A 23,954-nucleotide genomic window follows, 5' to 3' on the forward strand; every position below is an offset into this window, starting at 1 on the left:
TAACCGCGGATCAGCGGTATTCCCTCGGTCGCACCGCCGGTCAGCGCTCCTGGGCCGTCGGGCGGACCATGATCTCGTTGACGGCCGCGTGCGCGGGCTGGGTGACCATGAACACGATGGCGCGGGCGATGTCCTCGGCGCGCAGCCATGCGGTTTTCGGCAGGTCGAAGGCGATGGCGAGCCTGGCGTCATCGGCCGTCATCTCCGTCGCGGTCACGCCCGGCTCGACCAGGCCGACCCGCACTCCCCGTCCGGCGACCTCCTGGCGCAGCGCCTCGGCGAACGCGCAGACCGCGTGCTTGGTCGCCGAGTAGACGCTGCTGCCCCGACGCGCCACGCGGCCCGCGACCGAGCTGACGGCCACCAGGTCGGCGACACCGCGCGGCCCCCCGGCGGCCGCTCGAACCAGGTGTGGCAGAGCCGCGCTGGAGATGTGCAGTACGGCCTTCAGGTTGAGATCGACCATCCGCTCCCAGTCCTCGGGTTCCCCCTCCTCCAGGGTGTTCAGCGCCGCGTAGCCCGCGTTGTTCACCAACGCGTCCAGCCGGCCGAGTCTCCGGGCGGCGTCCCCGACGGCCCGGCGCGCCTGGCCCGGGTCGATCAGGTCGGCGGTGATCGAGATCGATCTGCCGCCGAACTCGTCGATCGTGGAAGCCAGTTGCTCCAGCCGCTCGCTCCGGCGCGCGACCATGGCGACCGCGGCGCCCTGCCGGGCCAGCGCAAGCACGGTGGCCGCCCCGATCCCGCTGGACGCACCGGTCACCAGCGCCGCACAGCCCGCCAGCGGCTGCCCGTTCACGCCGGTGTCCGTTTCGCTTTCGCTCACACCCATGGTCACCCTCCGAAATCCGTCAGCGCCGCGGACCGGGCGGCAGCGCCTCACCCGGCTCCCGATTCTGCCGCGACCACCGTGGAAAACGGAGATTCCACTACGCCAACAAGGTGTCGGCGGACAACGGCCTTCCCGGGCGAATACCGGTCATACGTATATGAGGAGTCTGAGAATTCCGGCCAGATCAGGCCGCCCCACCGACCGCCTTCACGGTGAAAGCAGGCGCGCGTGCCGCACTGCGGACGCCACCTGACGGTATGTATTGTCCGGAGGATTGAGTGCGAATTGGGATGGGAATTTCTCCGCCGACGACCAGGAGGAGCTTTGCCACGTACCGAATCGACCGCGGACACGGCCGCGCCGAGGGAGCTCACAGTGCCGAAGGTGCGGCGGTTGGTCGAGTACTTCGAGCGGGCCTGCGACCGGGTCCCGCAGAACACCGCGGTCAGCTGCGGCCCGTCCCGGCTGACGTACGCCGAACTCGACCGCCGGGCCAACCGGTTGGCCCGGCTGCTGCAGCAGCGGGGCGCAGCTGAGGGCCGGACCGTCGGGATCCTGCTCGAACGGTCCCTGCACACCTATGTCGCACTGCTCGCGGTGCTGAAGTCCGGTGCGGCGTACGTGCCGCTCGACCCCTCGTTCCCGGCCGACCGGGTGGAGTTCATCGCCCGGGACGCCGGGCTGTGCGATCTGCTGACGACCTCCGCGATGCGTGCGCGGACGCACGATCTGACCTGCCGGGTACTCGAACTCGACCAGCCGCTGCCGGAGTTGGCGGATCTCCCGGACGACCGTCCGATGGTCGAGGTCGACCCGGAGTCGATGTGCTACGTGATCTACACCTCCGGGACCACCGGACGGCCCAAGGGCGTGGCCGTCTCCCATGCCAACATCGTCAACTTCCTGCGGGTAGCCGCACCGGTCTACCGGGTCGGTGCGACGGACCGGGTCTACCAGGGCCTGTCCATCGCCTTCGACTTCTCCGTCGAGGAGATCTGGCCGGCCTGGGCGGCGGGGGCGGTGCTGGTGGCCGGACCGACCGACGAACGCCGGGTCGGCGACGGGCTGGCCGCGTTCCTCACCGAGCAGGCGGTCACGGTGCTGTGCTGCGTGCCGACCCTGCTGTCCACCATCGAGGCCGAAGTCCCCACCCTGCGCAGCCTGCTGGTCAGCGGCGAGGCCTGCCCGCCCGACCTGGTGCGCCGCTGGTCCCACGAGGGCCGCCGGATCCTCAACGTCTACGGCCCCACCGAGTCGACGGTCACCGCGACCTGGACCGAGCTCTCCCCCAGCCGGCCGGTCACCATCGGGACCCCGCTGCCCACCTACCGCGTCTACCTGCTCGACCAGCGGCTGCGGCCGGTCCCCGACGGCGACAGCGGTGAGATCTGCATCGGCGGCCCCGGCGTGGCGATCGGCTACCTGAACCGCCCGGAGCTCACCGCCGAGCGCTTCATCCCCAATCCGGTGCAGGCCGACCGGGCCGACAGCCCCCGGATCTACCGCACGGGCGACCTGGGCCGGCTGAACCCGGCGGGAGAGATCGAGTTCCTCGGCCGGATCGACACCCAGGTCAAGATCCGCGGGTACCGCATCGAGCTGGCGGAGATCGAGGAGGTGCTCCGGGAGGACCCCGCGGTGGAGAACGCGGTGGTCACCCCGCGCGAACAGGACGGGGTCGTCCACGACCTGGTCGGCTACGTCACCCTGACCGGCCATTCGGACCGGGACGACGACGGCTTGCGCAAGCGCCTGCACACCACGCTGCGCCGCCGACTGCCCGAGTACATGATCCCCTCCTTCGTCGAGGTGCTCCCGGAGTTCCCGCTGCTGACCGCGGACAAGGTGGACCGCAAGGCGCTGCCCGCCCCCGTCTCGGTGCCGCTGGCAAGCGGAAGCCGGCCGCACGTGGCCCCCGGGACCCCGCTGGAGCGGCGCATGGCGGCCGTCTGGCAGGAGGTCCTCGGCCGTCGGGAACTCTCCGTCGAGGACGACTTCTTCTGCGACCTGGGCGGCCACTCGATGGCCGCAGCGCGGCTGATGTCCCGGCTGCGCCGACTGCCCGGCTTCGAGCGGCTGGCGATGGCGGACCTGTACCTCCAGCCGACGGTGCGCTCGCTCGCGGCGTTCGTCGAGCGCGGGGACGCGGTCGCCCCGGCCCGGCAGCAGGCCACCGGCCCGCCGCCGCGCCGGCACTCCACCGCCCGGGTGGCCCTCTGCGGCACGGCCCAGCTCCTCGCGCTGTACGGGTGGCTGCTGCTGCTCGGACTGCCGGCACTGGTCGTGCTCTACCGGGTACTGGCCTCCTGGGGCGTCCACACGGCCGCAGTGGATGACGGCGGACCACTGGGTGTGCTCACGCACCTGCGGTACTCCGTGTTCGTGCCGGTGCAGATCGGCTGGCTGCTGCTGAACCTGCTGCTGATCCCGGTGATCGGCTGCCGGGTGGTGCTGGCCGGCGTCCGGCCGGGCTGGTACCCGCTCTGGGGCGTCACCTACCTGCGGTTCTGGCTGTACACCAAGATCCTCGCGTTGACACCGGTCGGGCTGCTGGCGGGCTCCCCCCTGCTGCCGGCCTTCCTCAGGCTGCTCGGCGCCAGGGTCGGCCACGGCTGCCACGTGTCGGCTCCGATCCCCCTGCCGCCCCTGGTGGAGCTCGGCGACGAGGTGAGCGTCGGCTACGGCGTGCGGGTGCAGGCCTACGCGGTCGAGGGCGGCTGGCTGCGGCTGGCTCCCGTCCGCCTCGGCACGGGGGCGTTCCTCGGGACCAACAGCGTGGTGCTGCCCGGCGCAGTGATCGGTGCGGGTGCCTCGGTCGGCGAGCAGTCGTTGATCCCCGCGGACCAGGTGGTGCCGGCTGGCGAGCACTGGTCGGGCTCACCGGCCGCCCGGCAGGACGCCGTACCGCTGGTGCTGCAGTCCCTCGCGGGGCAGCCCGACGCCCGTCCCTGGCCGGTGCGGGTACTGGCCGGCTACGCACTGGGGGCGCTGCTGCTCGGGCTGCTGCCGGTGGCCGTCCTCGGTGCCGGTTCGGCGGTCGTCGTCCTGGTGGCCGCGTGGTACGGCTTCGTCCGGGCGCTGCTCTCGGCGCTGGCGGCCGGGCCGGTGATCGTGGTCACCACCTGTGCGCTGATCGTACTGACCAAGCGGGCGGTGCTGCCGAGGGCGCGGGCCGGCATCCATCCGGAGCGCAGCGGCTTCGGGGTCCGCAAGTGGATCGCCGACGGCATGCTGACCATCAGCCTGACCATGACCCACTCGCTCTACTCCACCCTCTACCTGGTGCCGTTCCTGCGGCTGCTCGGCGCCCGCACCGGGCGCTGGTCCGAGGTGGCCACCGTCAGCTTCGTCGACCCGGACATGCTGATCATCGGCGAGCTGAGCTTCGTCGCGGACGTCAGCGTGGTGGCGCCGGCGGTCTTCCACCGGGGCCGGATCGCGCTGGACCCGGCCGAGGTCGGCACGCGGAGCTTCGTCGGCAACGGGGCGCTGCTGCCCGGCTCCTGCCGGATGGGCGACGGCAGCCTGCTGGGCGTGCACTCGGTGGCACCGGCCCGGCCGATCGGGCCCGAGACGACCTGGTTGGGCTCGCCAGCGCTCTTCCTGCCGCGCCGGGAGGGGAGTCAGAGGTTCCCCGCGAAGTACACCTACGACCCGAGCCCGGGTCTGATCGCCGCGCGCCTGGCCATCGAGTACTTCCGGGTGACCCTGCCCGCGACCATCGGCACCGTCTCCGTGCTGCTCTACCTGTACGCCGCCGTCATGCTGGCCAGGGCCACCTCACCGCTGCCGGTCTTCCTACTCGGTCCGGCCCTGCTGCTCGGCGCCGGGGTGTTCGCCACCCTGGTCGTGGTGCTGCTCAAGTGGCTGGTCATCGGCCGCTACCGGCCCCGCGTCGAACCGCTCTGGGGGATCTGGGTACGGCGGACCGAGCTGATCACCGGCCTGTTCGAGAACCTGGTGGTGCCCAGCCTGATCGCCTTCCTCACCGGTACACCCCTGATGGCCTGGGTGATGCGGCTGTTCGGTGCCAGGATCGGCCGGCGGGTCTGGCTCAACACCACCTACCTGACCGAGTTCGACCTGGTCGAGGTGGCCGACGACGCGGCCGTCGGCGAGCGCACCTCGCTGCAGACCCACCTGTTCGAGGACCGGGTGATGAAGATGTCCACGGTCCGGGTCGGTGAGGGCAGCTCGGTCGGCCTGCGCTGCGTGGTGCTGTACGACGCCGAGGTCGGTGCGGGCACCTCGCTGGACGGGTTGTCCCTGGTCATGAAGGGCGAACGCCTTCCCCCGCACACCCGGTGGCGCGGTATCCCCGCCCGTCCCTGCTGATCCGCCCGGTGGGGCGCCCGTGTCGCCCCGCCGCCCCACCCACTCTGGAGGCACCGCATGACCTCGCTTGACGAACTCGACACCTGGTCCGGCCCACGGGTCGACGGCGACCTGCCCGGGCCGCGCTCCGCCGAGCTCCTCGCCCGCCAGGCGCGCCGCGAGTCCAACGCCCGCAGCTATCCCCGGCGGCTGCCCATCGCCATCGCGGAGGCGTCCGGCAGCCTGGTGCGGGACGTGGACGGCAATGTCTTCATCGACTTCCTGGCCGGCGCGGGCGTGCTCTCGCTCGGCCACAACCACCCGGAGCTGGTGGCGGCGGTGACCGCCCAACTCGGCCTGCTCACCCATGGCCTGGACTTCCCGACCCCGGTGAAGGACGCCTTCACCGAGGCCCAGCTGTCCATGCTGGCACCGCGGCTCCAGGACCAAATGAAGATCCACTTCTGCGGCCCGACCGGCGCCAACGCCGTCGACGCCGCCATCAAGCTCTGCAAGACCGCGACCGGCCGCGGCGAGATCGTCTCCTTCCAGGGCGGCTTCCACGGCAGCAGTCACGCGGCCATGGCGGTCACCGGGCTGGTGGCGCAGAAGCAGCCGGTCGCCAACGGCGTCCCCGGGGTGCACTTCTTCCCCTACTCCTACTGCGCCCGGTGCCCGCTCGGGCTGTCACCGGACCGCTGCGCCACCAACTGCGTCGAGTACCTGGAACGGGCCCTGGCCGACGGCAACGGCGGGGTGCCGCTCCCCGCCGCGGTGATCATGGAGATGGTCCAGGGCGAGGGCGGCATCGTCCCCGCCCGCCGGGAGTTCGTCCAGCGGGTCCGCGGCCTGACCCGGGACCTCGGCATCCCCCTGGTGGTCGACGAGGTGCAGACCGGCTGCGGGCGCACCGGGACCTGGTACGCCTTCGAGGAGTACGGCATCGATCCGGACGTCATCGTCGCCTCCAAGGCGCTGAGCGGCATCGGCGCCCCGGTCGCGGTCATCCTGTACGACCGGAAGCTGGACACCTGGGCACCCGGCGCGCACACCGGGACCTTCCGGGGCAACCAACTGGCCTTCGCCGCCGGGGTGGAGGCGATCCGGATCATCCAACGCGACGACGTCCTCGGCAACGTCACCCGGCGCGGCGAGCAGATCGCGGAGCGCCTCTCGGCGCTGCAGAAGCACCCCTGGGTGGCCGAGGTGCGCGGCCGCGGGCTGATGTGGGGCGTCGAGTTCGCCGACCCGGTGGACGGCCGCCCGGCGGGCTCGCTGGCCGCGGACGTCCAGGCCAGAGCGCTCCGGCGCGGCCTCATCGTCGAGGTCGGCGGCCGCGAGGACTGCGTGGTGCGTCTGATGCCGCCGCTCAACGTCACCGCCGAGCACGTCGAGACCGCGTGCGTGATCCTGCTCGACGCCGTCGCGGCGGCCGTGCGGGAGGCCTGATCGCGCCAGACAGGCCGGATGGTTCGGCGACCCGCCGCCCCGGAACAGATCGGACCCCCGCCGGGTTTTCGATATCAGTCCACGTGTCGGCCCGGCCGTTCGGGATCGAGTAGCGCCGGCCGGGCGGCGCGCTGGGCAGCGGAGGAGGACTTTTCGATGACGATCTTCGCCCCGCCCGATCCGGACACCGATCCGCCTGGTCCCGGCCCGCTCCCGCATCCCGGCCCCGGGGCCGACGAGCCGGCTCTCCCGCAGCCGCTCCCCGAGCCGGCCCCGGGGCCACACCCGCCGCCCGTACCCGGCCCGGCCCTCGCTCCCCCGCCGGCCCCCACCCCGTAGCCGGTGATCAGATGGCGGCCCATGCACCACCGGAACTTCTGAGCCTGGGCGTCGAGGAGGAGTTCCTGCTGGTCGACCGGCGCAGCCGACGGCCCGTGCCACGGGCGCCCGAGGTGATCGCCGAGGCGGGGCTCACTCTGGGCGGGCGCGTGCAGGCCGAGTTCTATCCCACCCAGATCGAGGTGTGCACCTCGCCGGTGCGCACCGTCGACGAGTTGCGCGCCGAACTGGTCTTCCTGCGCCGGACGGTGGCGGCGGTGGCTCGGAGTGCGGGCTGCCTGCTGGTGGCCAGCGGCACTCCGGCTCTGCCCGGCCACATCCCCGCTGAGGTGACCGACAACCCGCGCTACCGGCGGATGGCGGAGCAGTTCGGCGCGGTCGCCGACGGCAACGGCGGCGGCGTGTGCGGTTGCCATGTCCACCTGGGCACGGCGTCGCGAGCCCAGGCCCTCGCGCTGGCCAACCAACTGCGCCCCTGGCTGCCCACAGTGCAGGCGCTCGCCGTCAACTCGCCCTTCAACGAAGGCCGGGACAGCGGCTTCGCCAGCTGGCGGGCGATCCTGTGGAACCGCTGGCCGACCGTCGGCCCGGCACCGATCCTCGACGAGGCCGGGTACGAGGAGCTCGCGAACACCCTGGTCGACTCGGGCCTGCTGCTGGACCGCCGGATGATCTACTGGTACGCGCGCCCGTCCGAGCACGTACCGACCCTGGAGCTGCGGGTCGCCGACGTCAACGCCGATCTCGACACCGCCGTCCTGCTCGCACTGCTGCTTCGGGGCCTGGCGACCGTCCTTCTGGCGGAGGTCCGGGAAGGCGTCCCCGCACCCGACGTTTCGGGGGCGCTGCTGCGCGCAGCGCACTTCCAGGCCGCCCGGGGCGGGCTGGACGGAGCCGGGGTGGACCCCTTCACCGGGCGGGCCCGGCCACTGCGCACCCTGCTGGAGGATCTCATGCTCCGGGCGGCGCCGGGTCTCCGCGACAGCGGCGACCTCCCGCTGGTGGAGCAACTGCTGGCCGGGCTGCTGGCCTCGGGAACCGGCGCGAACCGGCAGCGCGCGGCGTTCCGCCGGCGCGGGCGGCTGCTCGACGTGGTGGACGCGCTGGCGGAACTGACCGTCCCCTGAACGGCCTCTTGGGCGAACCGGTGCTGCGGTGAGTGAACCCGCGGCACCGGTTCGGCGCACGGGCGCGCTGTCCTCGACGACCGCCGTCCCGAGCGGCGGTCCGGGTCAGGGCGAGCCGAAGCGTGACCCACATCACCTTCGGCCGGCGATTACTTCACCGTCGCACTCCGGTCTTACCTGCGACAACACCGCAACGCCCAAGCCCGGGCGAGGCGAACGAGGAAGGCCTCCCATGACCCACGCGCTCACCGCCGCCCCCGCCCCCGTCGCCGCCGTCGCGGCCCCGTCGCAGCGGACGACGCGGCTCCTGCTGGCCGGCGGCATCGGTGGCGGCCCGCTCTTCCTCGGCCTGGGACTGGTTCAGGGCCTCACCCGCGACGGCTTCGACTTCACCCGGAACGCCATCAGCCAGCTCAGCCTCGGCGAGCTGGGCTGGATCCAGGTGGTCGACTTCCTGCTCACCGGGTCGCTGCTGGTCGCGGGCGCGGTCGGGATGCGCCGGGCGCTGCGCGGCGGCCCGGGCGTCACCTGGGTCCCACGACTGATCGGTGTGTTCGGAGCCTCGTTCCTGGTCTGCTCGGCGTTCCGGGCCGACCCCGGGGCCGGGTTCCCCGCCGGCACCCCGGCTTCCTCCACCGTCACCCTCAGCGCACACGGCACCGTCCACATGCTCAGTGGCATGGTGGGCTACCTCTCGCTGTGCGCCGCGTTCGTCGTGCTGGCCCGGCATTTCGCCGTCCGGCAGCTGCGCGGCTGGGCCGTGGCCTGCCGCCTGATGCCGGTGGTTGTACTCGCCGGTTTCGCGGGGTCCGCCGCCACCGTGATGGCCTTCACCGCGGGAGCCGGGCTCGGCCTCGTATGGCTCACCGCGGTGTCCACCCGGCTGCGCGCCGAGTCGGCGGCGCGGTAGTCCGGACACCGGACCGCCCAGTGTGAGATGGTGCACCTCAAGATCATTTACGACCGGATGAACGGCAGACTGCGAAGATGACTGAACCTGTGAAGGGCCCCGCGAGCTACTTCCCTTCGATCGAGAAGAAGTACGGCCGCCCGATCGCGGAGTGGAAGGACCTCATCCGCTCCTCGCCCCTGACCAAGCACATGGAACTCGTCTCCTGGCTCAAGACCGAGCACGGACTGGGACACGGCCACGCCAACGCCCTGGTGGCCCACACCCTCACCGAGGACAGCGCAAAGTAGGCCCGATCCGGCACCGGCCCGGTGCGGTGTCTGCCGGGTGCCCCGTCTCCTGGGCACCCTGCCTGCCGGTCGGGCGTCCACCGGTTTGAACCCCGGTGGCTCAGCCGCTCGCCGGGTACGCGGCCCGTGGGGCGCCGGTGGCCCGGTCCGGAGCCGGGCGGTGGCGTCGCAGCGCCGCGACCAGCTCCCGCAGTGCCGGATCCGTGTTCGCGGCACGCCAGGCGGCGGTCAGGGTGAGGCTCGGGGTGTCGTCCCCCGCCAGCGGCCGCCAGACGAGGGCCGAGTCGTCGTCCACCATCGAGGCGGCCTGCAGGGCGACGACCTCCTCGCCGCAGGTCAGCTGGGTCAGGAAGACCGAGCGGTGGCCCGAACCCGGGCGCAGCTGCGGATCCCAGCCGTTGCGGCGGCACACCGCCAGCACCTCGTCATGGTGCCCGGGGGCCGACTCCCTGGGAAACCAGATCAGATCCTGTCCGGCCAGATCGCCGAAGCCGACCGCGTCCAGCCCGGACAGCGGGTGGGCACGGCTCACCACCACTCCCATCGGCTCCTGCCACACCGTCATGGTCCCCAGACCCGCGGTCGGGAACGGCGCCGTGAGCAGCCCGAGATCCAGGTCCCCACCGGCGAGCCGGTCGAGCTGCTCGGCCGTCGAGGCGTCCTGGAACCGGATCCGCGCGGCAGCGCCGGCGGCCGTGCCGGTCCGGCGGAGCGCGGCGCTCGCGTCCCGCACCCGCCGGACCAGCGCTGCGGGCACACCCGCCGGGACCCCGACCGTCAGGACCACGGGTTCGGCACGGACGGCCGCCTCGACCGCGCGCCGCGCGCGCTCGGCCGCATCCAGTGCGGCCTTCGCCTCGGGCAGCAGGGCGAGTCCGGCCGCGGTCAGCGTCATGCCGGTCGCGCTGCGCTCGAACAGTGGGGCGCCCAGTTCCTTCTCCAGCAGCCGGATCTGCTGACTGAGGGAAGGGCCGCTGAGGTACAGCCGCTGGGCCGCCCTGGTGAGGTTCCCCTCCTCGGCAACGGCCTGGAAGTAGCGGAGCTGACGCAGTTCCACGGTTCCCCCGGACTGGCGGTGACGTTCACAGGTGTGTGCGATCAGCATCGTAGCGACCGCCGAACCATCGATGACCTGCGGTGTTCGTTCGCGGCTAGCACTCCTTCGGCCGGAACTCATGGACGCCCGGGGCCTGGGGCGGTTCGCTGGGCCGGACGGGACGGCCGCGACGGCGGCCGGCGACTACGGGCTGGAGAACGCCGTGTTCATCCTCACACTGACCTACCTCAAGGACCTGGCGGAGATCGACGCGCTGCTGCCGGCTCACCGGGAGTACCTCGAACGCCACTACCGCGAGGGCAGGTTCCTCCTCTCCGGCCGGCAGGAGCCCCGGACCGGTGGCTTCATCCTGGCGTTGGGCGACGATCCGGACGAGATACGGGAGATCACCCGGACCGATCCCTTCGTCACCTCCGCCGTGGCCCGGTACGACATCATCCGAGTGACCCCCACCGGAGTCAGCGCGCTGCTCGGCGACGGCCCCGCGGCAGCGGGCCTGACCGGTCTCACCGTCATCGGTTGACCCCGGGCGGTTCCGGGGCGGCGCTGGTGAGAGTCTGGAGGAACACCTCACGGTCGGTTCCGGAGGTGGGTCGGATCTGCACGGTCGCCACTTCGTGGGGGATGGGACCCGGCTCTCCGGGAGGTACGGCGCGGGCACAGCCGGAGACGGGGCGGGCGTCCGGCGGACGCTGCCCGCCCCGCCTCGGCGCTATCGGCTCCGGCATGGTGGGAGCAGGCCGGCGGTACGCCGGTGACGCGCAACGGCGTTGCACCACCGGGGCGTTGGAGGTCGACATGGGCCCAGGGGGCGAGCGGGTGGGCGTTGCCACCGAGCCGTGCCGCGCCGTCGGGCGTGGTCACGACGACCGGAACGGTGGGAAGCAGGGCGCGGCCCCCCTCGTCGAGATTGTCGGCGTGCTGGTCGTGGGAGAGCAACACGGCGTCGATTCGCCCCAGCTCCTTCGGCCGCAGCCCGGGGCCGGCGGTCTTCGTCAGCACGGAGCCGGACGGAGAGGTGTAGGCGCCGGGGGCGTCGAAGGTGGGGTCGGTCAACAGGCGCAGGCCACCCAGTTCCAGGACGGCGGTCGGCCCTCCCGCTGCTCGGACGCCCACCTGCGGCCCGGCGGCGGGGGCGGCTCCCAGCGGTGCGGGCGCAGATCGGTCGTCGGCGGATACCAAGGTCATACTCCTCACGGATATGGTCTTCGTTCGCCGTGAGAAGCTAACTGATCTTCACGGAAAAGGTCAACGGTTAACATGAGAGACATGGATCAGCTCTCCGCCAGTGGACCGAACCGCCGACCCGACCCGCTACCCCCGGCGCCGGGCGAGGAGCACTCGGTGGCGCTCGCCCTCGTCAACACCAGGACCGTGCGCAGCGGCGCACCGGTCGACGCACTCGACACGCCGGAGGCCGCGACCAGCTGGCTGGCCGAACACACGACGGACGAGGGCGAGTTGAGGCTGGACACGGCCGCCGCAGCCGGCCTTCGCGAGCTCCGCGAGGCGATCCGCGCTCTGCTCGCCGCCGCCATCGGCCGCACGGACCCCCCGCGGTCGGCGGTGGACACTCTCAATGGCGCCCTGCGCGCGGCGCCGACGGTTTCGGCGCTCGACTGGCCGTCCGAGGACCGACCGCGGCGCCGGGCCGTCGCGACCGGCGGCGACCAGGTGGCCAGGGCACTGTCCGGCCTGGCCGAGGACGCCCTCGGCCTGCTGTGCGGATCCGACGCCCAGACGCTCGCCGCCTGTCCTGCCGACGGCTGTGTCCGGCTGCTGCTGCGCAGCCACGGCCGGCGCCAGTGGTGCAGTACGCGTTGCGGCGACCGGGTGCGGGCAGCCCGCCACTACGCCCGTCGGCGCACCGCCGGCATCGACTGACGCCGGTATCCCACGGGGTGCGGCTGCTCCCCCACGTATGCGCGGACGTGCCGGCCGGTTGCGGCCGGGACGGTTCAGGCGGCCAGCAGCTCGGCCAGGGCCTCGGCGTTCTCCTGCTCGTCCGCCAGCAGGGATTCGATCAGCTGCCTGGTGGCGGGGTCGCGGTCGCCGATCCAGTCGGCGACCTCCTGGTAGGTGGAGACCACGATCCGGGCCGCCAGCAGGTTCTGCTCCAGCATTCCGCGCAGTTCGCCGTCGTCGGGCGCGGAGTAGTCCGTGTGCGCGCGCTGGGCGAGGGTGGCGGGGTCGAAGTTGGGCTGGGCGCCGAGCTGGTTGATCCGCTCGGCGACGGCGACCGCGTGACGCATCTCCTGGTCGGCGTGCCGGTCGAACAGCGCCCGCACCGCGGACCGGTCGGCTCCCTGCGCCGAGATCGCGTGCCGGGTGTAGCGCAGCCAGCCGACCACCTCGGCCGCGACCACGTCGTTCAGAACGCTGACCACCCGCTCGGTGTCCAGTCCGTGCCCGGAGGTCGCCGGCCCGGCGGACATGGTCTGCAGGGCTTCGCGGCGGATCCGGTCCACGTCGAGCGCTAGACCGTAGCTCATGGCGTACTCCCTTCCGGCCCTGCTCACTGGCGTCGGCTCACTGCCAGCGTCTCTCCGCTCCGGCCGCGCCGAAAGTCCGCGGTGGCCGCCGCGCCGCGACGGCCGGTCCGGCAGGGGTGCGCCCCGCCCTGCGGGTGGATTCGAGGACCAAGCACGGGCGGCCCGGTGCCGGGACGGGCGTTCGGGCTGCTGCGGTTCCGACCGCGTACGAGAATGGGGAAGCGCCGTACGGACGGCGGCCGTTACCCGAGTCGCCGCCGGTCGCGCTGTCCCACGGGCCCTCGGCGGCCGGACCTCGCCCACGATGCCGCCGCCGGACTCGGACCCTGCGGACGGCGGCGACGGTGGTGGCCCCGGGATACCGCGCGCACCGGCCGGGCGGCGGCGTCAGAACGGGCGTCCACCGGGCAACAGCCAGGCAGAAACCCGTCACCGGCTGGTATGGAGGTGGCGACGATGGGCGAACCGAGCCTGTCACCGCGGGAGCGGCAGATCCTCACCGAGATCGAGGCGGACCTGCGGAACGACACCGGACTGGACCGCCGGCTGCGGAACATGCGGCCCGGTCGGCTGCGGTGTGTCTTCCAGGCGCTGTGCCGGGTCCCGGTCTCCGTCCTGGTCCTGCTGGCGGCCTGCTCGTTCGGGCTGTTGTCGGTCGGTGTCCAGGTGCGCTCGGCTACCGCGCTGGGTGTGTTCGCGCTGGTCTGGGCCACCACGGTGGTGCTGCTGCTGGCCCGGGGGGTGCACGGGCTCGTCGAGCGACGCCGGGGCCGGTGACCGGCCGGCGGCGCCGACGCGGCGACCGGATGGGCACCCGGTCCGGGTCCGCCGAAGGTGGCGAGGCAGGTCCGTCGCACGCAGCCGCTCAGCTGCTCAGCTGCTCAGCGGACGGTACACGCCCGGGTATGCGGTCGGCCGGGTGATTACGCCTCCCGAGTCCGGGCACAAGCGTGGACGAGGGGGGGTCGTCCAACGGGAGGTCGTCATGATCGTCCTTGGAATCATCCTTCTGATCATCGGATTCGTCACCGGCCTCACCATCCTGTGGTCGATCGGCGTCATCCTCGTGTTCATCGGACTCATCCTGTGGGTTCTCGGCGCGGTGGGCCACGCCGTCGGCGGCCGCAGCCACTACTGGTAGGACTCGGACAACGGGGCCCGCGGCGTCGCGTACCGCTCGGTCCTACGTCTCCAGTGGCGGATACATCGGCACGAACGCGGCGTCCGCCAGCACCGAGCCGTCCGCGGAGAGCAACCGGAGGCCGGTGACCGGCGCCGAGCTCTGCGGATACGGGCCGTCCCAGTGCCCGTACCCGGCGGTGACGGTGAACGGGCCGAAGGTCACGCTGGAACCGTCGCCGCGCTCGATCTGGCACTTGATCTTGCCTGCGATCGAGGTCCCACCGGCGTCCAGCGACATGTAGAACCAGGCGTACGGGCCGGTGGAGATCAGTGCCCGCCCGATGGTCCGCCCACTGGCGACCAGCTTGGCACTGAACAGCGAATGGCCGACCGACGTACCGCCTGGCACGCTGACCACGGGCGGGTTCGGGTGCTGGGATGCGCCGATCACCCAGCCGCCCACGCCGCCGAAGGCGAGGGCCGCCGCAGCCGCAGCCGCGGGGAGGGCGAACCGGTAGCGGGCCACCCGGCGTCTGATCCGGTGTGCGGGCGACAGTCCGAGCCGTCGAAGCACCCGGCTCTCGAAACCGACCGGGGGTTCGCTACCCGGGATCACGCCCACCAGCCGGTCCGCCGTCAGCGTCAGTTCCCGGATGTCCTCGTGGCAGGCGGGACAGGACTGCAGGTGGGCGATGGCGTTGGCCCGCTCGGTGGCGGGCAGCACGCCGAGCGCGAGCTCCGCACCCATCTCCCTCAGTTGCGCGCAGCTGAGTCCGCCGACTTCAGTCATGGCCGGTCCTCCTCTGCTGCGCCAGGGAGGCTCGGAGTTTCCCCATCGCCGCCCTGATCCGGGTCTTCGTGGTGCCCAGCGGCACCTGTTCGAACTCGGCGATCTGCTGGGCGGTCATCCCGTAGATTCCCGCCATCACCAGCGCCCGGGCCTGCTCTCTCGGCAACTCGGCGAGGGCGCCGCGCAGTTCCTCCGAGGTCTCCTCGGCGATCGCCTGCCGTTCGGGTGTGCGCGTGACGGCCTCCAGGAAGTGCGCCAGCTCGTCGGGTTCGAGCGGGACGGTCCTGCGGGTGCGGACGGTGTCCACCGCCAGGTTGTGGGCGATGGCCGCCAGCCAGGTACGGACGGAGCCGCGGCGCGAGTCGTACACCTGGCCGTAGCGGCAGGCCCGTTCGAAGGTCTGCTGGGAGATGTCCTCGGCCAGCTGTACGTCGCCCGTCACCGCGAGCGCCACTCCGAAGATCTTGTGCTGGAACCGGCGCACGAAGGCCAGGGCGATCTCCGGATCGCCGGTCATCAGGCCTGCCAGCAGGGCCTCGTCAGGCATCCGCTCCAGGGTGGCGCCTATCCGGTGCATATCCACACTACGTACCACGGTGCGGGAGGGATTGCCCGGGCAATCCCTCCCGCACCGTTCTGCGTAGTACTTGATGGCCCCGACTTGGACCGGCCGGGCGGCCGGAGCCCGCAGCGGGGAGCCGGGGACCCCTCGCACCGGCCCGGCGGCCGGGAGTGCCCCGCCCGGAGCCGGGCAGGAGGAGGCTTCCGGCGCGCGCCGCGGGCCCCGTGGCCGGCCGGTCGTACCCGTCAGGCAGAGAGGAGCCCAGGATGAGCGTCTTCAGTCGATTCGGATTCGGGCGGCACGGCCGGCACGGTCGGCACGGCCATGGCCGGCACCACCATGGCCGGCACCACCACCGCTACTGAGCGAGGGCACCGGAACCCTCACCTCCGGGGGCCGGCCGCGATCGGTCGGCCCCCCTTCTGCCACGACGGAGGCGACGTCTTGGAGTCCCTGGCACCCGGGTCCGCTGTGGACGGACCGGTCGCGCCCTCGCCCGCGGTCCCCACGCGTGTGGCCTTCCGGCGGTTCTGGCCGTGGGTGCGTCCCGACGCGCCGTGGCTGGCGGTCAGCGCCGTACTACTGGTGGCGGGGAGCCTCGGTGAGGTGGTGTCGGTCTGGCTGTTCAAGGACCTGATCGACGAGGTACTGGTCCCCCGGCGGTTCTCGGCCTTCTGGACGCTCGGGACGGCCATGCTCGGCACGGCCGTCGGCGCCGCGCTGCTGACCTTCTCGGGCGGCTACGGCGCGCGGCGGGCCGCCGAGCGGTTCGTCCTGCGGCTGCGCACCGCCGCCGTGGCGCATCTGCACACCCTCCCGCCCGACACGCTGGAGCGGCGCCAGCCCGGCGACGTGGTGTCCCGGCTCACCCGGGATGTCGTCGCCGTCGAGCAGCTGGTCGCCTCCGGGCTGGTCGAGGGCACGGCGGCCCTGTTCGGGCTGCTGCTGTTCACGACGGCCGCGCTGTACCTGAGCCTGCCGCTCGCGCTCGTGGCGATCTGCACCGCCCCGCTGTTCTGGGCCTCGGCACGGTTCTTCGGCCGGCGGCTGCTGGTGCGCGAGCGGGTGGCGCAGCGCCGGGCGGGAGGGGTCAGCGCGGTGGTCGAGGAGAGCCTGCGCAACTCGGAACTCGCCCGCACCTGCGAGCAGGAGGCCCGCGAGGTCGGCCGGGTCCGGCGCGAGGGCCGGGCGCTGATGGACGCCGAGTTGGCCGCCGCGCGCCTCGCCGAGCTGTACCCGCCGTTCCTCAATGTGCTCGAAGTGCTCGCCGGGCTGGCCGTGGTGGGCATCGGCGCGTACGAGCTGGAGCGCGGTGTGCTGAGCCTCGGCGGGCTGCTGGCGTTCGCCGCCTTCATGGCGCAGCTCTTCGAACCGGCCCACCAGCTCTCGGAGTTGGCCGCGGTTGCCGGTACGGCCGGCGCCTCGGCCGAGCGGCTGCTGGAACTGCTGGACACCCCGAGCCCAGTGCGTGAGCGCCCGCATGCCCGCGACGTGCGCCCGGTCGCCGGGCGGCTGTCCTGCGAGCAGGTCGGGTTCGACTACCCGGGCCACCCGGGTCTGCCGCTGCTGGCGGACATCAGCTTCGACCTCCGCCCGGGCGAGGTCCTGGCGGTGATGGGACCGAGCGGCTGCGGCAAGTCCACCCTCGCCAAACTGCTGGTCCGCTTCCTGGATCCGGACCTCGGCACCGTGTGCCTGGACGGCGAGGACCTCAGGGAGCTGACCCTGCGTTCGGTGCGCCGGGCCGTCACGCTGCTCCCCCAGCGGACGGCGCTGTTCCGCGCCACCATCCGGGAGAACATCGCCTACGGCAGGCCCGGCGCCTCGCAGGCGGAGATCGAGCGGGCCGCCAGCGCCGCCGACGCGCACGGCTTCATCATCGAACTGCCGGACGGGTACCGCACCGAGATCGGCCGCGACGGCTTCCAGCTCTCCGGCGGGCAGTGCCGGCGGATCGCGATCGCCCGGGCTTTCCTGCGCGCCACCCCGGTGCTGGTGCTGGACGAGCCCACCGCCGGGCTGGACGACCGGTCCGCCGAGAAGGTGATCGCGCCGCTGCGGCAGCTGATGGCCGGGCGCACCACCGTCCTGATCACGCATGACCGGGCGTTCGCCCGTACGGCCGACCGCATCCTCTGGCTGGGCCACGCCGACGCAGGTGAACTGCCGTACGACGGCCGGCCGCGGCGGACCACCGGGTGCGCGGCCGGAGCATGACCCCTCTCCAGACCGTCACCCCAGTTCGGGCTTCTAGAGCGTCACCCCTTTCAGGGACAGCACGACGGCGGCACCGGCACCGCCGAACACCAGGGCGGTGGCCATGCCCCACCAGCCGCCCCGGCCCCAGCGGAACGGGCTGTCCAGCGCCAGGCGCCCGGGCCCGATGCCAGCGAGCGCGATCGCGATCAGCGACAGGCACATCGGGTACTCCAGGCCGCCCTCGTCGGACCACAGCCCGTGGCCCGAGGTGACGGCCATCGCGTTGATCATCACCCCGACCACGGCGGCCGCGGCCAGCGGGGTGAGCAGTCCGAGGGCGAGGCCCAGTCCGCCGCCGAACTCCGACAGGCCTCCCAGCGCGGCGAACAGGGTCCCGGGACGGTAGCCGAGTTCCTCGAAGCCCTTGGCGGTGGCGCTCAGACCGCGCCCGCCGAAGGCACCGAAGAGCTTCTGGGCACCGTGGCCGGCCAGCAGCAGCAGGGCCAGCCGGAGCACCAGCAGGCCCGCATCGGCGGCGGAAACCGGCGGTGCGTGCGCGGAGCCACTGGTGGCGCGAGGAGAGGCCCGCAGCCGTTCGACGGACGGTTTCATGGCGAGCACTCCTCCCGCGCGCCGGCGTCACCGCGAGCGGTGGCCGCCGCCGGGGCGCCGACGCGGCAGATCGGGTCGGTCGGGCGCCGCTCGCGCTGTCGCCGACCAGGTCCAGGCAGGCCGGACCGAACGCTCCACCGGAGGCGTCCGCGCGTCTCACGGAACACCCCGCCAGGCGGGAAGCCGTGATCCGGCAAGGTCTGTACCACCTACGCGGCAGCCCTCGGGCGGGATTCCCCGAAGCTATGTCAACTTCCGGTTGACAGCACCAGAGCGTCAACCTACGGTTGACACATGGCGAATCCGATCCGCACCAGCGTTCCCGTACGCCTCGACGAACTGATCGAGGTCATCAAGAAGACCCACTCCGACGCGCTCGACCAGCTCTCCGACGCGGTCCTCGCGGCGGACCACCTCGGCGACATCGCCGACCACCTGATCGGCCACTTCGTCGACCAGGCCAGGCGCTCGGGCGCCTCCTGGACGGACATCGGCCGGAGCATGGGCGTCACCCGGCAGGCCGCCCAGAAGCGCTTCGTGCCCAAGGACCCCGGCGAACCCTCGGACCTCGACCCGAGCCAGGGCTTCAGCCGGTTCACCGAGGAGGCGCGCAACGCCGTCATCTCGGCCCAGAACGAGGCCCACGCGGCGGGCAACGACGAGATCGGCCCAGCCCACCTCGCCCTCGGGCTGCTCGCCGAGCCCGGGACGCCCGCCGCCCGGGCCATCACGGCCCAGGGCATCGCTCTCGACGCCGTCCGCCTGGCCGTGACCGCCGCACTCCCCCCGACCCGCGACGAGGTGCCCGACCTGATCCCCTACGACGGCCAGGCTCGCAAGGCGCTCGAGCTCACCTTCCGCGAGGCCCTGCGGACCGGGTACAGCCACATCGGGACGGAGCACATCCTGCTGGCCCTGCTCGAACTGGAGCACGGCACCGGTCCGCTCAGCGGTCTCGGCATCACCAAGGTCGCCACCGAGGCCCAGCTCGCTCCGGCGGATCCCTCGCAGTAGCCATTCCTCATCCGGCGAACACACCGATCCCGTTGGGCACCGAGCGCTCCTGGCCCCGGTCCAGGTTGTTGCGGATCCGCACCTGGCCGCTGCCCTGGTCCCGGGTCACCAGGGTGGCGGATCCGCCGCCGTCCAGGTAGGCGGCCTCCGCGCAGCCCAACGAACGCAACAGCTCGGCGAGTTCACCGACGGTCAGGCCGCTGGAGGCATTCTCCCGCCCGTCGGTCGACAGCAGGTGCAGCACCCGTCCCGAGGCGGCGATCCCGACCGCGCTCCGGGGCTCCGCGACCTCGGTGTCCAGCCCCGGCAGCGGCGCGTGCGCGCGGACCAGCGGGTACGCGCCGAGTGCGAAGGCGAACGGCACCCCGGTACTGGACTCGAAGGCGTAGTCCACCGTGACAGGGGTGCCGTTCGCCAACTCGCGCAGCGCCCGGGCACCGGCCTCCCGCCCGAGCAGCACCACCGCGTCCGCCGGGATCGCGCCCCGGCCCGGGGCCTCGGACACCGACTCGACCTTCCCCTGGCGGACCGTCACCTCATAGACCTCTCCCGAACACGGCGCCGCCCGGTTCTCGTCGGTCCCGCAGACCGCTCGGGCCCGCGAGGCCGCCCCCCACTGCGGAGTGAACACGCCGATCGAGTCCACCGGCAGGGCGTATTGGTTCAGCCCGTGCAGCTCCAGCGCCCCCTTGGGCGTACGGACCCGGCCGCGCAGGGCGAGCCGGGCGGTTCGCGCCCGGCCGTCCGTGCCGACCCCGAACACGTCCTCACTGCTGTCCCCCTCCGGCGGCGTCCAGCCGAACCGCTGCCCCTGCGGCACGGCGGCCTTCAGTGGATGCCCGTCCAGCACCATCGGCCCCGAGGTGGCGCCGGTCGCCTCCACCCCCGGGTGCTGCTCCTCGCTGATGTCGAAGAAGTCACCGTTGACCGCCCCAACCGCGCCCTGCTCCGCCGCCATCCCCGACACCGGCGCCCCGGAGGCGACCGCACCCGGGAAGAGCAGCCCGGCCCGGACCCCCGGCTGCCGCAGATCCACCGTCAGCAGATGGACCCGCGTCTCGCCGTGGGAACCCGGCACGGTGAACGACCGGTAGTCCACACCCGGCACCACCGGCTCCGACGGGCCGAAGCGCCCCTCGTCCGGGGCGGTGTAGGGCTCCTCGGGCGCCGGCCTGGCGGCGACGGCGGGTGCCGGTGGTGCCTGCGGCCTCGCGGCAGCTGGCGGGGAGGCCCGATCGGCCGCCGGGACCGGCGGCCTCGGCAACGGGTCGATGGACGTGCTCAGCAGAACGACCAGGTAGGCGGCAGCGGCGTGGGTGACGGGCCTCATGGGGCCACTGTGCGAAAAACCATATGGAATTACGCATAGGCGCGACGCCCGCACCGTCGGCTCCACCCGGGGGGACGCGCGGCAGGTTTCAACCGTCCGACGGGTGTGACGGAGCGTCATCGATCCACTGCCCAGTGGCTCCGGCGCCTCCTCGGCTTGCCCGAGGGACGGCCGGCCCGCAGCAGCTGCCGGCCACCGCGAGCTGCTGGCCGCCTTCGACTCCGCGGGCCCGAGGCTGGTGGACCGGATCGACATCCGCCCGCGGCACCCGCGTGCACGGGACACCACCGATCCGCCGCATGCGGCCCGCGCCGCCGAGGTCACCTCGCTGTGGCGGCTGGCGGCTGCCGCCCGCAGCTGAAGGCACACCGCACCGATGGGCGTCCGGCCGTCCCGGGGGCGGCCGGACCCGGTCTCAACTCACCGATCCGGCAGCGGGCTTCGGCCTGCGGCGGTCGGCCCCAGGTGGACGGAACCGGCCCCCGGAGGTGCGATGCGCTCGCCTCCGAGCGGCCGGCGGTGGCCGGATGCCGACTTCGCGGTGGGCGAAGGGGATCGGAACTGAACGAGTCGGATCGGTTTCGCCGGGGCCGCGACCGACGGGCGGCTACCCGCGTTGTCCAGTGGGAGCCTCGGGAACGGGGCGATGCAAGGCGACAGGAAGCGATGATTTCGAACAGGGGCCAATAGCCGAGAAATGCGTTCGAGACCATCGGGACAGAGAAGCGCAAAAACATCCCACTCGCCGATCATGGTATCGGATCCGAGCATGAGAAGGCGAGTTCAGCAGCTATTCCACTACTCCAGAAGTAGGCAATCTGTCCAATCCTTGCATAAAAGTCCCGACCGAGTGCCGGATTGCGATAACGTAATTTCCGCAAGGGCGGGGTCCGGGGGAATCCAGTGAATGAGCCGGATCCGGCCGTCCCAGCTATCCATCACTTCGGGAGACATCGTGCACAAATGCCGACCGGGACTTGGTTCGACTGCCCCCGACGGTCTGCAGTTCGCGGTGGACGCGCTCGCGGCGTTCCCTGCCAGGTTCAAGGCCGGGAGCGGGGGTGTCCCCGAACGGTTCGCCGCTGTCGCCGAGCTCTGCCGGACCGTGGACGGCGCGCTCGACGCGCTGGTCGTCCGCACCGCGGCCGAGGCGGCCGAAGAGGGCTGGACCGCCGGGGAGATGGCGGCCGAGCACTCGGCGTACCACGCCCGCCTCAGGCGGGCCCTGCTGACCTCACCGGCCGGGGCCAGTGGCAATGCCGGGCGGAAGAAGCAGTGAGCGCGGGGTACCCGGACACGAACGCACACGTCCTGCACTGCCCCACCCGGTGGGGCGACGTCGACGAGAACGGCCACATCAACAACGCCCGCCTGGTCTCGTACATCCAGGAGGGTATTCACGATCTGTTCAACCACCACGCCAAAGCGGCCCGGGAATCGCTTTTCCCGGCCGGATTCCTGATCGCTCGCCACGAGATCGATTACCTGGAACAGCTGCACCACCGGCCCGAACCGCTGGAGGTCCGGCTCACGGTGGAGCGACTGGGACGCAGTTCCGCCCACGTCCGGGTGGATGTCTGCCGCGATCCGCACATCTACATGACGGCTCGTACGGTCGTGGTCGCGCGGGACCGGGCCTCCGGCCGCTCGCGCAGGCTGACCCACGCGGAGCGCCGGTTCCTGTCCGCGTACCTGCCGACGGCCGACCAGGTCGCCGCCGATTCGCTCGACACCGCTCCGCAGGCCGCCGGCATCGTCCCGCAGCGCAGCCAGAGTCAGTTGGACGTACGGGAGTTGGAGACGACGGCGGTCGGCGCGACAGGCGATTCCGCCGAGCGCCCGCGCTGCTCGATGCTCGCCGGTCCGCACGGTGAGCGCGAGGTCGAGCACGGCCAGCAGCGCTCCTGGGCCCGCGATCGCGACTACCGGCGGATCGGCGGCCACACGCCGAGCTCATGGGGCAGATCCCTGCCCACCGCCCCCTCCGCGCGGGCGGACCGACCGCTCAGCCCCTCGACCCCCCACCCGTAACCGGGCGGCTCGAAGGAGCCCGGGGAACTCGAAGGAGCTCGGGGAGGCCGAACAGCAGCCAGCCCCCGGACCGGCGGTCCGGGGGCGCCGGGGACGCGCCGCGGCGGTGCGGTACGGTCGGGCCGTGAGCAGCGCACGGTGGGACATCCTTCTGGTCGGCGGTGCCTCCGGGGTGGGCAAGAGCCGGGCGGCCGCCCAACTCGCCCTGGAGGCCGGGGCGTTCGTCGTGGAGTTCGACGACGTGGTCAGCGCCGTCCAGACCGTCACCACCGCCGGGCAGCATCCCGGCCTGCACCACTTCGACGGCATTCCCGACACCTCCGCACTCGGCGTCGCACGGGTGGTGGAGCTGCAGATCGCCACCGCGAACGCACTTGAGCCCGCCGTGCTCGGTGTCGTGCGCAACCGGCTGACGGTCGAGGTGCCCGCACTGGTCGAGGGTGACTACCTCACCCCGGCCGCCGCCTCCCGCGCGATCCGGGAGGGCGCGGCAGCGGGCCGCAGCGTGCGGGCGGTGTTCCTCCACGAGCAGGACGCCGCCCAGATCACCGCCAACTACGCCGAGCGCGAGCCGGGGGCCGGCGTCCAGAGCCACCGGGCGGATGTCAGCGCCCGGTACTCCCGGTGGCTGGCCGAGCAGGCCGGGCTGCACGCCCTGCCGGTGGTCGACTGCCGCCCGTGGGACACCCTTCCCCAGCGGATCCGGCAGACCCTGTCCGGCTGATTCCGCGCGCTCGGCCGCCCGCCAGATGCGTACCGCCGCACGGTCATCGGGAGCGAGCCGCCATACCTAGCGGCAGCGGGTCGCGCGCAGGCCGTCCAGCACGATCCGGAGGTTGCGCTCCCACTGCCGCTCGTCCGCCGGGATGCCCAGTGTCCGGTCTCCCGTCGCCGCGGCGGCCAGCAGGAACGCCACGTCCTGCCAGGTCACGTCCGCCCGGATCACGCCGGCCGTCCGGGCCCGTTCCACCAGGCGGCCGATCCGCTCCCGCAGCCCCGCCAGCCGCTCGGCGAGGGTCTCCGGGCAGGCACCGCCGAGTGCTTCGCCGATGCCGCAGCTCTCGGCCCGCAGCCGCACGTAGCGCGCGGCGAACTCGCACAGTCCGTGCCAGGGGTCGGGGTCGTCCAGCGCCTGATCGGCCAGGTGCGCGATCTCGTCGAGCACCTCGTCGAGCACCGCCTCCAGCAGCACTTCCAGCGAGGGGATCCGCCGGTAGAAGGTGCCCACGCCGACGCCCGCCCGGCGGGCGATCTCGTGCGCGGACACTCCGACGCCGACCTCGGCGACCGCGTTCCGGGCCGCGGCCACCAGGCGCTCGACGTTGCGCCGGGCATCGGCGCGCGGGCGGCGCCCGGACTCGTCGACCAGCAGGCGGTCCACGGCACTTCGCGGTTGCTCCATGAGCCGATCCTAGCAATAACTGGACCAACCCTGTCCGATTAGCTACAGTCTCCGGACAGCTAACCGGACAATGGTTGTCCAT

General features: G+C 72.6%; 23 protein-coding genes and 1 pseudogene. 15 read left to right on the forward strand and 9 right to left on the reverse strand.

Going from position 1 to position 23,954, the window contains the following annotated elements:
• Nucleotides 1–40 precede the first annotated feature (40 nt).
• On the reverse strand, nucleotides 41–832 hold the full coding sequence (locus ACWDAK_RS20820) for an SDR family oxidoreductase (RefSeq protein WP_427394514.1): 792 nt from the start codon (nucleotides 830–832) through the stop codon (nucleotides 41–43).
• Nucleotides 833–1,156: 324 nt separating this feature from the next.
• Here ACWDAK_RS20820 and ACWDAK_RS20825 point away from each other — a divergent pair, with 324 nt between their 5' ends.
• The 5 genes from ACWDAK_RS20825 (at nucleotide 1,157) to ACWDAK_RS20845 (ending at nucleotide 9,261) form a co-directional block, all read left to right on the forward strand.
• Entirely contained in the window at nucleotides 1,157–5,167 is a 4,011-nt protein-coding gene (locus tag ACWDAK_RS20825; protein WP_344639582.1) for a Pls/PosA family non-ribosomal peptide synthetase, read from the forward strand.
• Nucleotides 5,168–5,224: 57 nt separating this feature from the next.
• The gene (locus tag ACWDAK_RS20830) at nucleotides 5,225–6,595 is read left to right on the forward strand and encodes a diaminobutyrate--2-oxoglutarate transaminase family protein (RefSeq protein WP_344639583.1); all 1,371 of its coding nucleotides are present in this window, start codon (nucleotides 5,225–5,227) and stop codon (nucleotides 6,593–6,595) included.
• A 350-nt stretch (nucleotides 6,596–6,945) separates the two neighbouring features.
• Nucleotides 6,946–8,061 carry a carboxylate-amine ligase gene (locus ACWDAK_RS20835; RefSeq protein WP_344639584.1) on the forward strand — a complete coding sequence of 372 codons (1,116 nt, stop codon included), beginning with the start codon at nucleotides 6,946–6,948 and terminating at the stop codon, nucleotides 8,059–8,061.
• Nucleotides 8,062–8,293: 232 nt separating this feature from the next.
• Nucleotides 8,294–8,971, forward strand: coding sequence for a DUF998 domain-containing protein (locus ACWDAK_RS20840; RefSeq protein WP_427394515.1), 678 nt, complete (start codon nucleotides 8,294–8,296; stop codon nucleotides 8,969–8,971).
• A gap of 77 nt (nucleotides 8,972–9,048) precedes the next feature.
• Nucleotides 9,049–9,261, forward strand: a complete 213-nt coding sequence (locus ACWDAK_RS20845; protein ID WP_344639586.1) for a DUF4287 domain-containing protein — start codon at nucleotides 9,049–9,051, stop codon at nucleotides 9,259–9,261.
• Between the two features lie 100 nt (nucleotides 9,262–9,361).
• Here ACWDAK_RS20845 and ACWDAK_RS20850 read toward each other — a convergent pair whose 3' ends face one another.
• Nucleotides 9,362–10,318 (reverse strand): LysR family transcriptional regulator, encoded by a 957-nt coding sequence (locus ACWDAK_RS20850; protein ID WP_344639587.1) that lies wholly within the window; start codon nucleotides 10,316–10,318, stop codon nucleotides 9,362–9,364.
• Between the two features lie 118 nt (nucleotides 10,319–10,436).
• Here ACWDAK_RS20850 and ACWDAK_RS20855 point away from each other — a divergent pair, with 118 nt between their 5' ends.
• The gene (locus ACWDAK_RS20855) at nucleotides 10,437–10,841 is read left to right on the forward strand and encodes a YciI family protein (RefSeq protein WP_344639588.1); all 405 of its coding nucleotides are present in this window, start codon (nucleotides 10,437–10,439) and stop codon (nucleotides 10,839–10,841) included.
• Nucleotides 10,842–10,888: 47 nt separating this feature from the next.
• Here the strand turns inward: ACWDAK_RS20855 and ACWDAK_RS20860 are convergent, their stop codons facing one another.
• Nucleotides 10,889–11,506: an MBL fold metallo-hydrolase gene (locus tag ACWDAK_RS20860; RefSeq protein ID WP_344639589.1), complete on the reverse strand. Its 618-nt coding sequence runs from the start codon at nucleotides 11,504–11,506 to the stop codon at nucleotides 10,889–10,891.
• Nucleotides 11,507–11,587: 81 nt separating this feature from the next.
• Here ACWDAK_RS20860 and ACWDAK_RS20865 point away from each other — a divergent pair, with 81 nt between their 5' ends.
• On the forward strand, nucleotides 11,588–12,202 hold the full coding sequence (locus ACWDAK_RS20865) for a CGNR zinc finger domain-containing protein (protein WP_344639590.1): 615 nt from the start codon (nucleotides 11,588–11,590) through the stop codon (nucleotides 12,200–12,202).
• A gap of 74 nt (nucleotides 12,203–12,276) precedes the next feature.
• On the opposite strand, the gene ACWDAK_RS20870 is transcribed toward ACWDAK_RS20865, so the two are convergent.
• Nucleotides 12,277–12,810, reverse strand: coding sequence for a ferritin-like domain-containing protein (locus ACWDAK_RS20870; protein WP_427394516.1), 534 nt, complete (start codon nucleotides 12,808–12,810; stop codon nucleotides 12,277–12,279).
• Between the two features lie 456 nt (nucleotides 12,811–13,266).
• Here ACWDAK_RS20870 and ACWDAK_RS20875 point away from each other — a divergent pair, with 456 nt between their 5' ends.
• Both ACWDAK_RS20875 and ACWDAK_RS20880 read left to right on the forward strand, forming a co-directional pair.
• Entirely contained in the window at nucleotides 13,267–13,587 is a 321-nt protein-coding gene (locus tag ACWDAK_RS20875) for a DUF3040 domain-containing protein (protein WP_344639592.1), read from the forward strand.
• Between the two features lie 208 nt (nucleotides 13,588–13,795).
• Nucleotides 13,796–13,951 carry a DUF6131 family protein gene (locus ACWDAK_RS20880; protein WP_344639593.1) on the forward strand — a complete coding sequence of 52 codons (156 nt, stop codon included), beginning with the start codon at nucleotides 13,796–13,798 and terminating at the stop codon, nucleotides 13,949–13,951.
• Between the two features lie 42 nt (nucleotides 13,952–13,993).
• Here ACWDAK_RS20880 and ACWDAK_RS20885 read toward each other — a convergent pair whose 3' ends face one another.
• A complete protein-coding gene (locus tag ACWDAK_RS20885) occupies nucleotides 13,994–14,722 on the reverse strand; it encodes a hypothetical protein (protein ID WP_344639594.1) in 729 nt (242 codons plus the stop codon).
• Nucleotides 14,715–15,269, reverse strand: coding sequence for an RNA polymerase sigma factor (locus ACWDAK_RS20890; protein ID WP_344639595.1), 555 nt, complete (start codon nucleotides 15,267–15,269; stop codon nucleotides 14,715–14,717). The genes ACWDAK_RS20885 and ACWDAK_RS20890 overlap by 8 nt, the downstream gene beginning before the upstream one ends.
• A 459-nt stretch (nucleotides 15,270–15,728) precedes the next feature.
• Between ACWDAK_RS20890 and ACWDAK_RS20895 the strand changes: the two genes are divergently transcribed.
• Complete coding sequence (locus ACWDAK_RS20895) at nucleotides 15,729–17,501, forward strand: ABC transporter ATP-binding protein (RefSeq protein ID WP_344639596.1); 1,773 nt, start codon at nucleotides 15,729–15,731, stop codon at nucleotides 17,499–17,501.
• Between the two features lie 33 nt (nucleotides 17,502–17,534).
• Here the strand turns inward: ACWDAK_RS20895 and ACWDAK_RS20900 are convergent, their stop codons facing one another.
• Nucleotides 17,535–18,095, reverse strand: coding sequence for a DoxX family membrane protein (locus ACWDAK_RS20900; RefSeq protein WP_344639597.1), 561 nt, complete (start codon nucleotides 18,093–18,095; stop codon nucleotides 17,535–17,537).
• 294 nt (nucleotides 18,096–18,389) lie between these two features.
• Between ACWDAK_RS20900 and ACWDAK_RS20905 the strand changes: the two genes are divergently transcribed.
• Nucleotides 18,390–19,109, forward strand: coding sequence for a Clp protease N-terminal domain-containing protein (locus ACWDAK_RS20905; RefSeq protein ID WP_427396059.1), 720 nt, complete (start codon nucleotides 18,390–18,392; stop codon nucleotides 19,107–19,109).
• Nucleotides 19,110–19,116: 7 nt separating this feature from the next.
• On the opposite strand, the gene ACWDAK_RS20910 is transcribed toward ACWDAK_RS20905, so the two are convergent.
• A complete protein-coding gene (locus ACWDAK_RS20910; RefSeq protein ID WP_427396058.1) occupies nucleotides 19,117–20,439 on the reverse strand; it encodes a phosphodiester glycosidase family protein in 1,323 nt (440 codons plus the stop codon).
• Between the two features lie 199 nt (nucleotides 20,440–20,638).
• Here ACWDAK_RS20910 and ACWDAK_RS20915 point away from each other — a divergent pair.
• The 4 genes and pseudogenes from ACWDAK_RS20915 to ACWDAK_RS20930 all read left to right on the forward strand — a co-directional run.
• Nucleotides 20,639–20,800: pseudogene (locus ACWDAK_RS20915) on the forward strand (methyltransferase); the annotation flags it as partial.
• 594 nt (nucleotides 20,801–21,394) lie between these two features.
• Entirely contained in the window at nucleotides 21,395–21,718 is a 324-nt protein-coding gene (locus tag ACWDAK_RS20920; RefSeq protein ID WP_344639600.1) for a hypothetical protein, read from the forward strand.
• On the forward strand, nucleotides 21,715–22,470 hold the full coding sequence (locus ACWDAK_RS20925) for an acyl-CoA thioesterase (protein WP_344639601.1): 756 nt from the start codon (nucleotides 21,715–21,717) through the stop codon (nucleotides 22,468–22,470). Before ACWDAK_RS20920 ends, ACWDAK_RS20925 begins: the two co-directional genes overlap by 4 nt.
• 124 nt (nucleotides 22,471–22,594) lie before the next feature.
• Nucleotides 22,595–23,194, forward strand: coding sequence for a hypothetical protein (locus tag ACWDAK_RS20930; protein WP_427396057.1), 600 nt, complete (start codon nucleotides 22,595–22,597; stop codon nucleotides 23,192–23,194).
• Nucleotides 23,195–23,260: 66 nt separating this feature from the next.
• Here the strand turns inward: ACWDAK_RS20930 and ACWDAK_RS20935 are convergent, their stop codons facing one another.
• Nucleotides 23,261–23,872, reverse strand: a complete 612-nt coding sequence (locus tag ACWDAK_RS20935) for a TetR/AcrR family transcriptional regulator (RefSeq protein WP_427396056.1) — start codon at nucleotides 23,870–23,872, stop codon at nucleotides 23,261–23,263.
• Between the last annotated feature and the right edge of the window lie 82 nt (nucleotides 23,873–23,954).

The sequence above is a fragment of the Kitasatospora sp. NPDC001175 genome, from assembly GCF_053598215.1.

Excerpts from the sequence above, each read along its gene's own strand:
- ACWDAK_RS20820 (WP_427394514.1), bottom strand. The coding sequence starts at position 832 with ATGGGTGTGAGCGAAAGCGAAACGGACACCGGCGTGAACGGGCAGCCG.
- ACWDAK_RS20830 (WP_344639583.1), top strand. The coding sequence starts at position 5,225 with ATGACCTCGCTTGACGAACTCGACACCTGGTCCGGCCCACGGGTCGAC.
- ACWDAK_RS20835 (WP_344639584.1), top strand. The coding sequence starts at position 6,946 with ATGGCGGCCCATGCACCACCGGAACTTCTGAGCCTGGGCGTCGAGGAG.
- ACWDAK_RS20840 (WP_427394515.1), top strand. The coding sequence starts at position 8,294 with ATGACCCACGCGCTCACCGCCGCCCCCGCCCCCGTCGCCGCCGTCGCG.
- ACWDAK_RS20845 (WP_344639586.1), top strand. The coding sequence starts at position 9,049 with ATGACTGAACCTGTGAAGGGCCCCGCGAGCTACTTCCCTTCGATCGAG.
- ACWDAK_RS20855 (WP_344639588.1), top strand. The coding sequence starts at position 10,437 with ATGGACGCCCGGGGCCTGGGGCGGTTCGCTGGGCCGGACGGGACGGCC.
- ACWDAK_RS20860 (WP_344639589.1), bottom strand. The coding sequence starts at position 11,506 with ATGACCTTGGTATCCGCCGACGACCGATCTGCGCCCGCACCGCTGGGA.
- ACWDAK_RS20865 (WP_344639590.1), top strand. The coding sequence starts at position 11,588 with ATGGATCAGCTCTCCGCCAGTGGACCGAACCGCCGACCCGACCCGCTA.
- ACWDAK_RS20870 (WP_427394516.1), bottom strand. The coding sequence starts at position 12,810 with ATGAGCTACGGTCTAGCGCTCGACGTGGACCGGATCCGCCGCGAAGCC.
- ACWDAK_RS20875 (WP_344639592.1), top strand. The coding sequence starts at position 13,267 with ATGGGCGAACCGAGCCTGTCACCGCGGGAGCGGCAGATCCTCACCGAG.
- ACWDAK_RS20880 (WP_344639593.1), top strand. The coding sequence starts at position 13,796 with ATGATCGTCCTTGGAATCATCCTTCTGATCATCGGATTCGTCACCGGC.
- ACWDAK_RS20885 (WP_344639594.1), bottom strand. The coding sequence starts at position 14,722 with ATGACTGAAGTCGGCGGACTCAGCTGCGCGCAACTGAGGGAGATGGGT.
- ACWDAK_RS20890 (WP_344639595.1), bottom strand. The coding sequence starts at position 15,269 with ATGCCTGACGAGGCCCTGCTGGCAGGCCTGATGACCGGCGATCCGGAG.
- ACWDAK_RS20900 (WP_344639597.1), bottom strand. The coding sequence starts at position 18,095 with ATGAAACCGTCCGTCGAACGGCTGCGGGCCTCTCCTCGCGCCACCAGT.
- ACWDAK_RS20905 (WP_427396059.1), top strand. The coding sequence starts at position 18,390 with ATGGCGAATCCGATCCGCACCAGCGTTCCCGTACGCCTCGACGAACTG.
- ACWDAK_RS20910 (WP_427396058.1), bottom strand. The coding sequence starts at position 20,439 with ATGAGGCCCGTCACCCACGCCGCTGCCGCCTACCTGGTCGTTCTGCTG.
- ACWDAK_RS20935 (WP_427396056.1), bottom strand. The coding sequence starts at position 23,872 with ATGGAGCAACCGCGAAGTGCCGTGGACCGCCTGCTGGTCGACGAGTCC.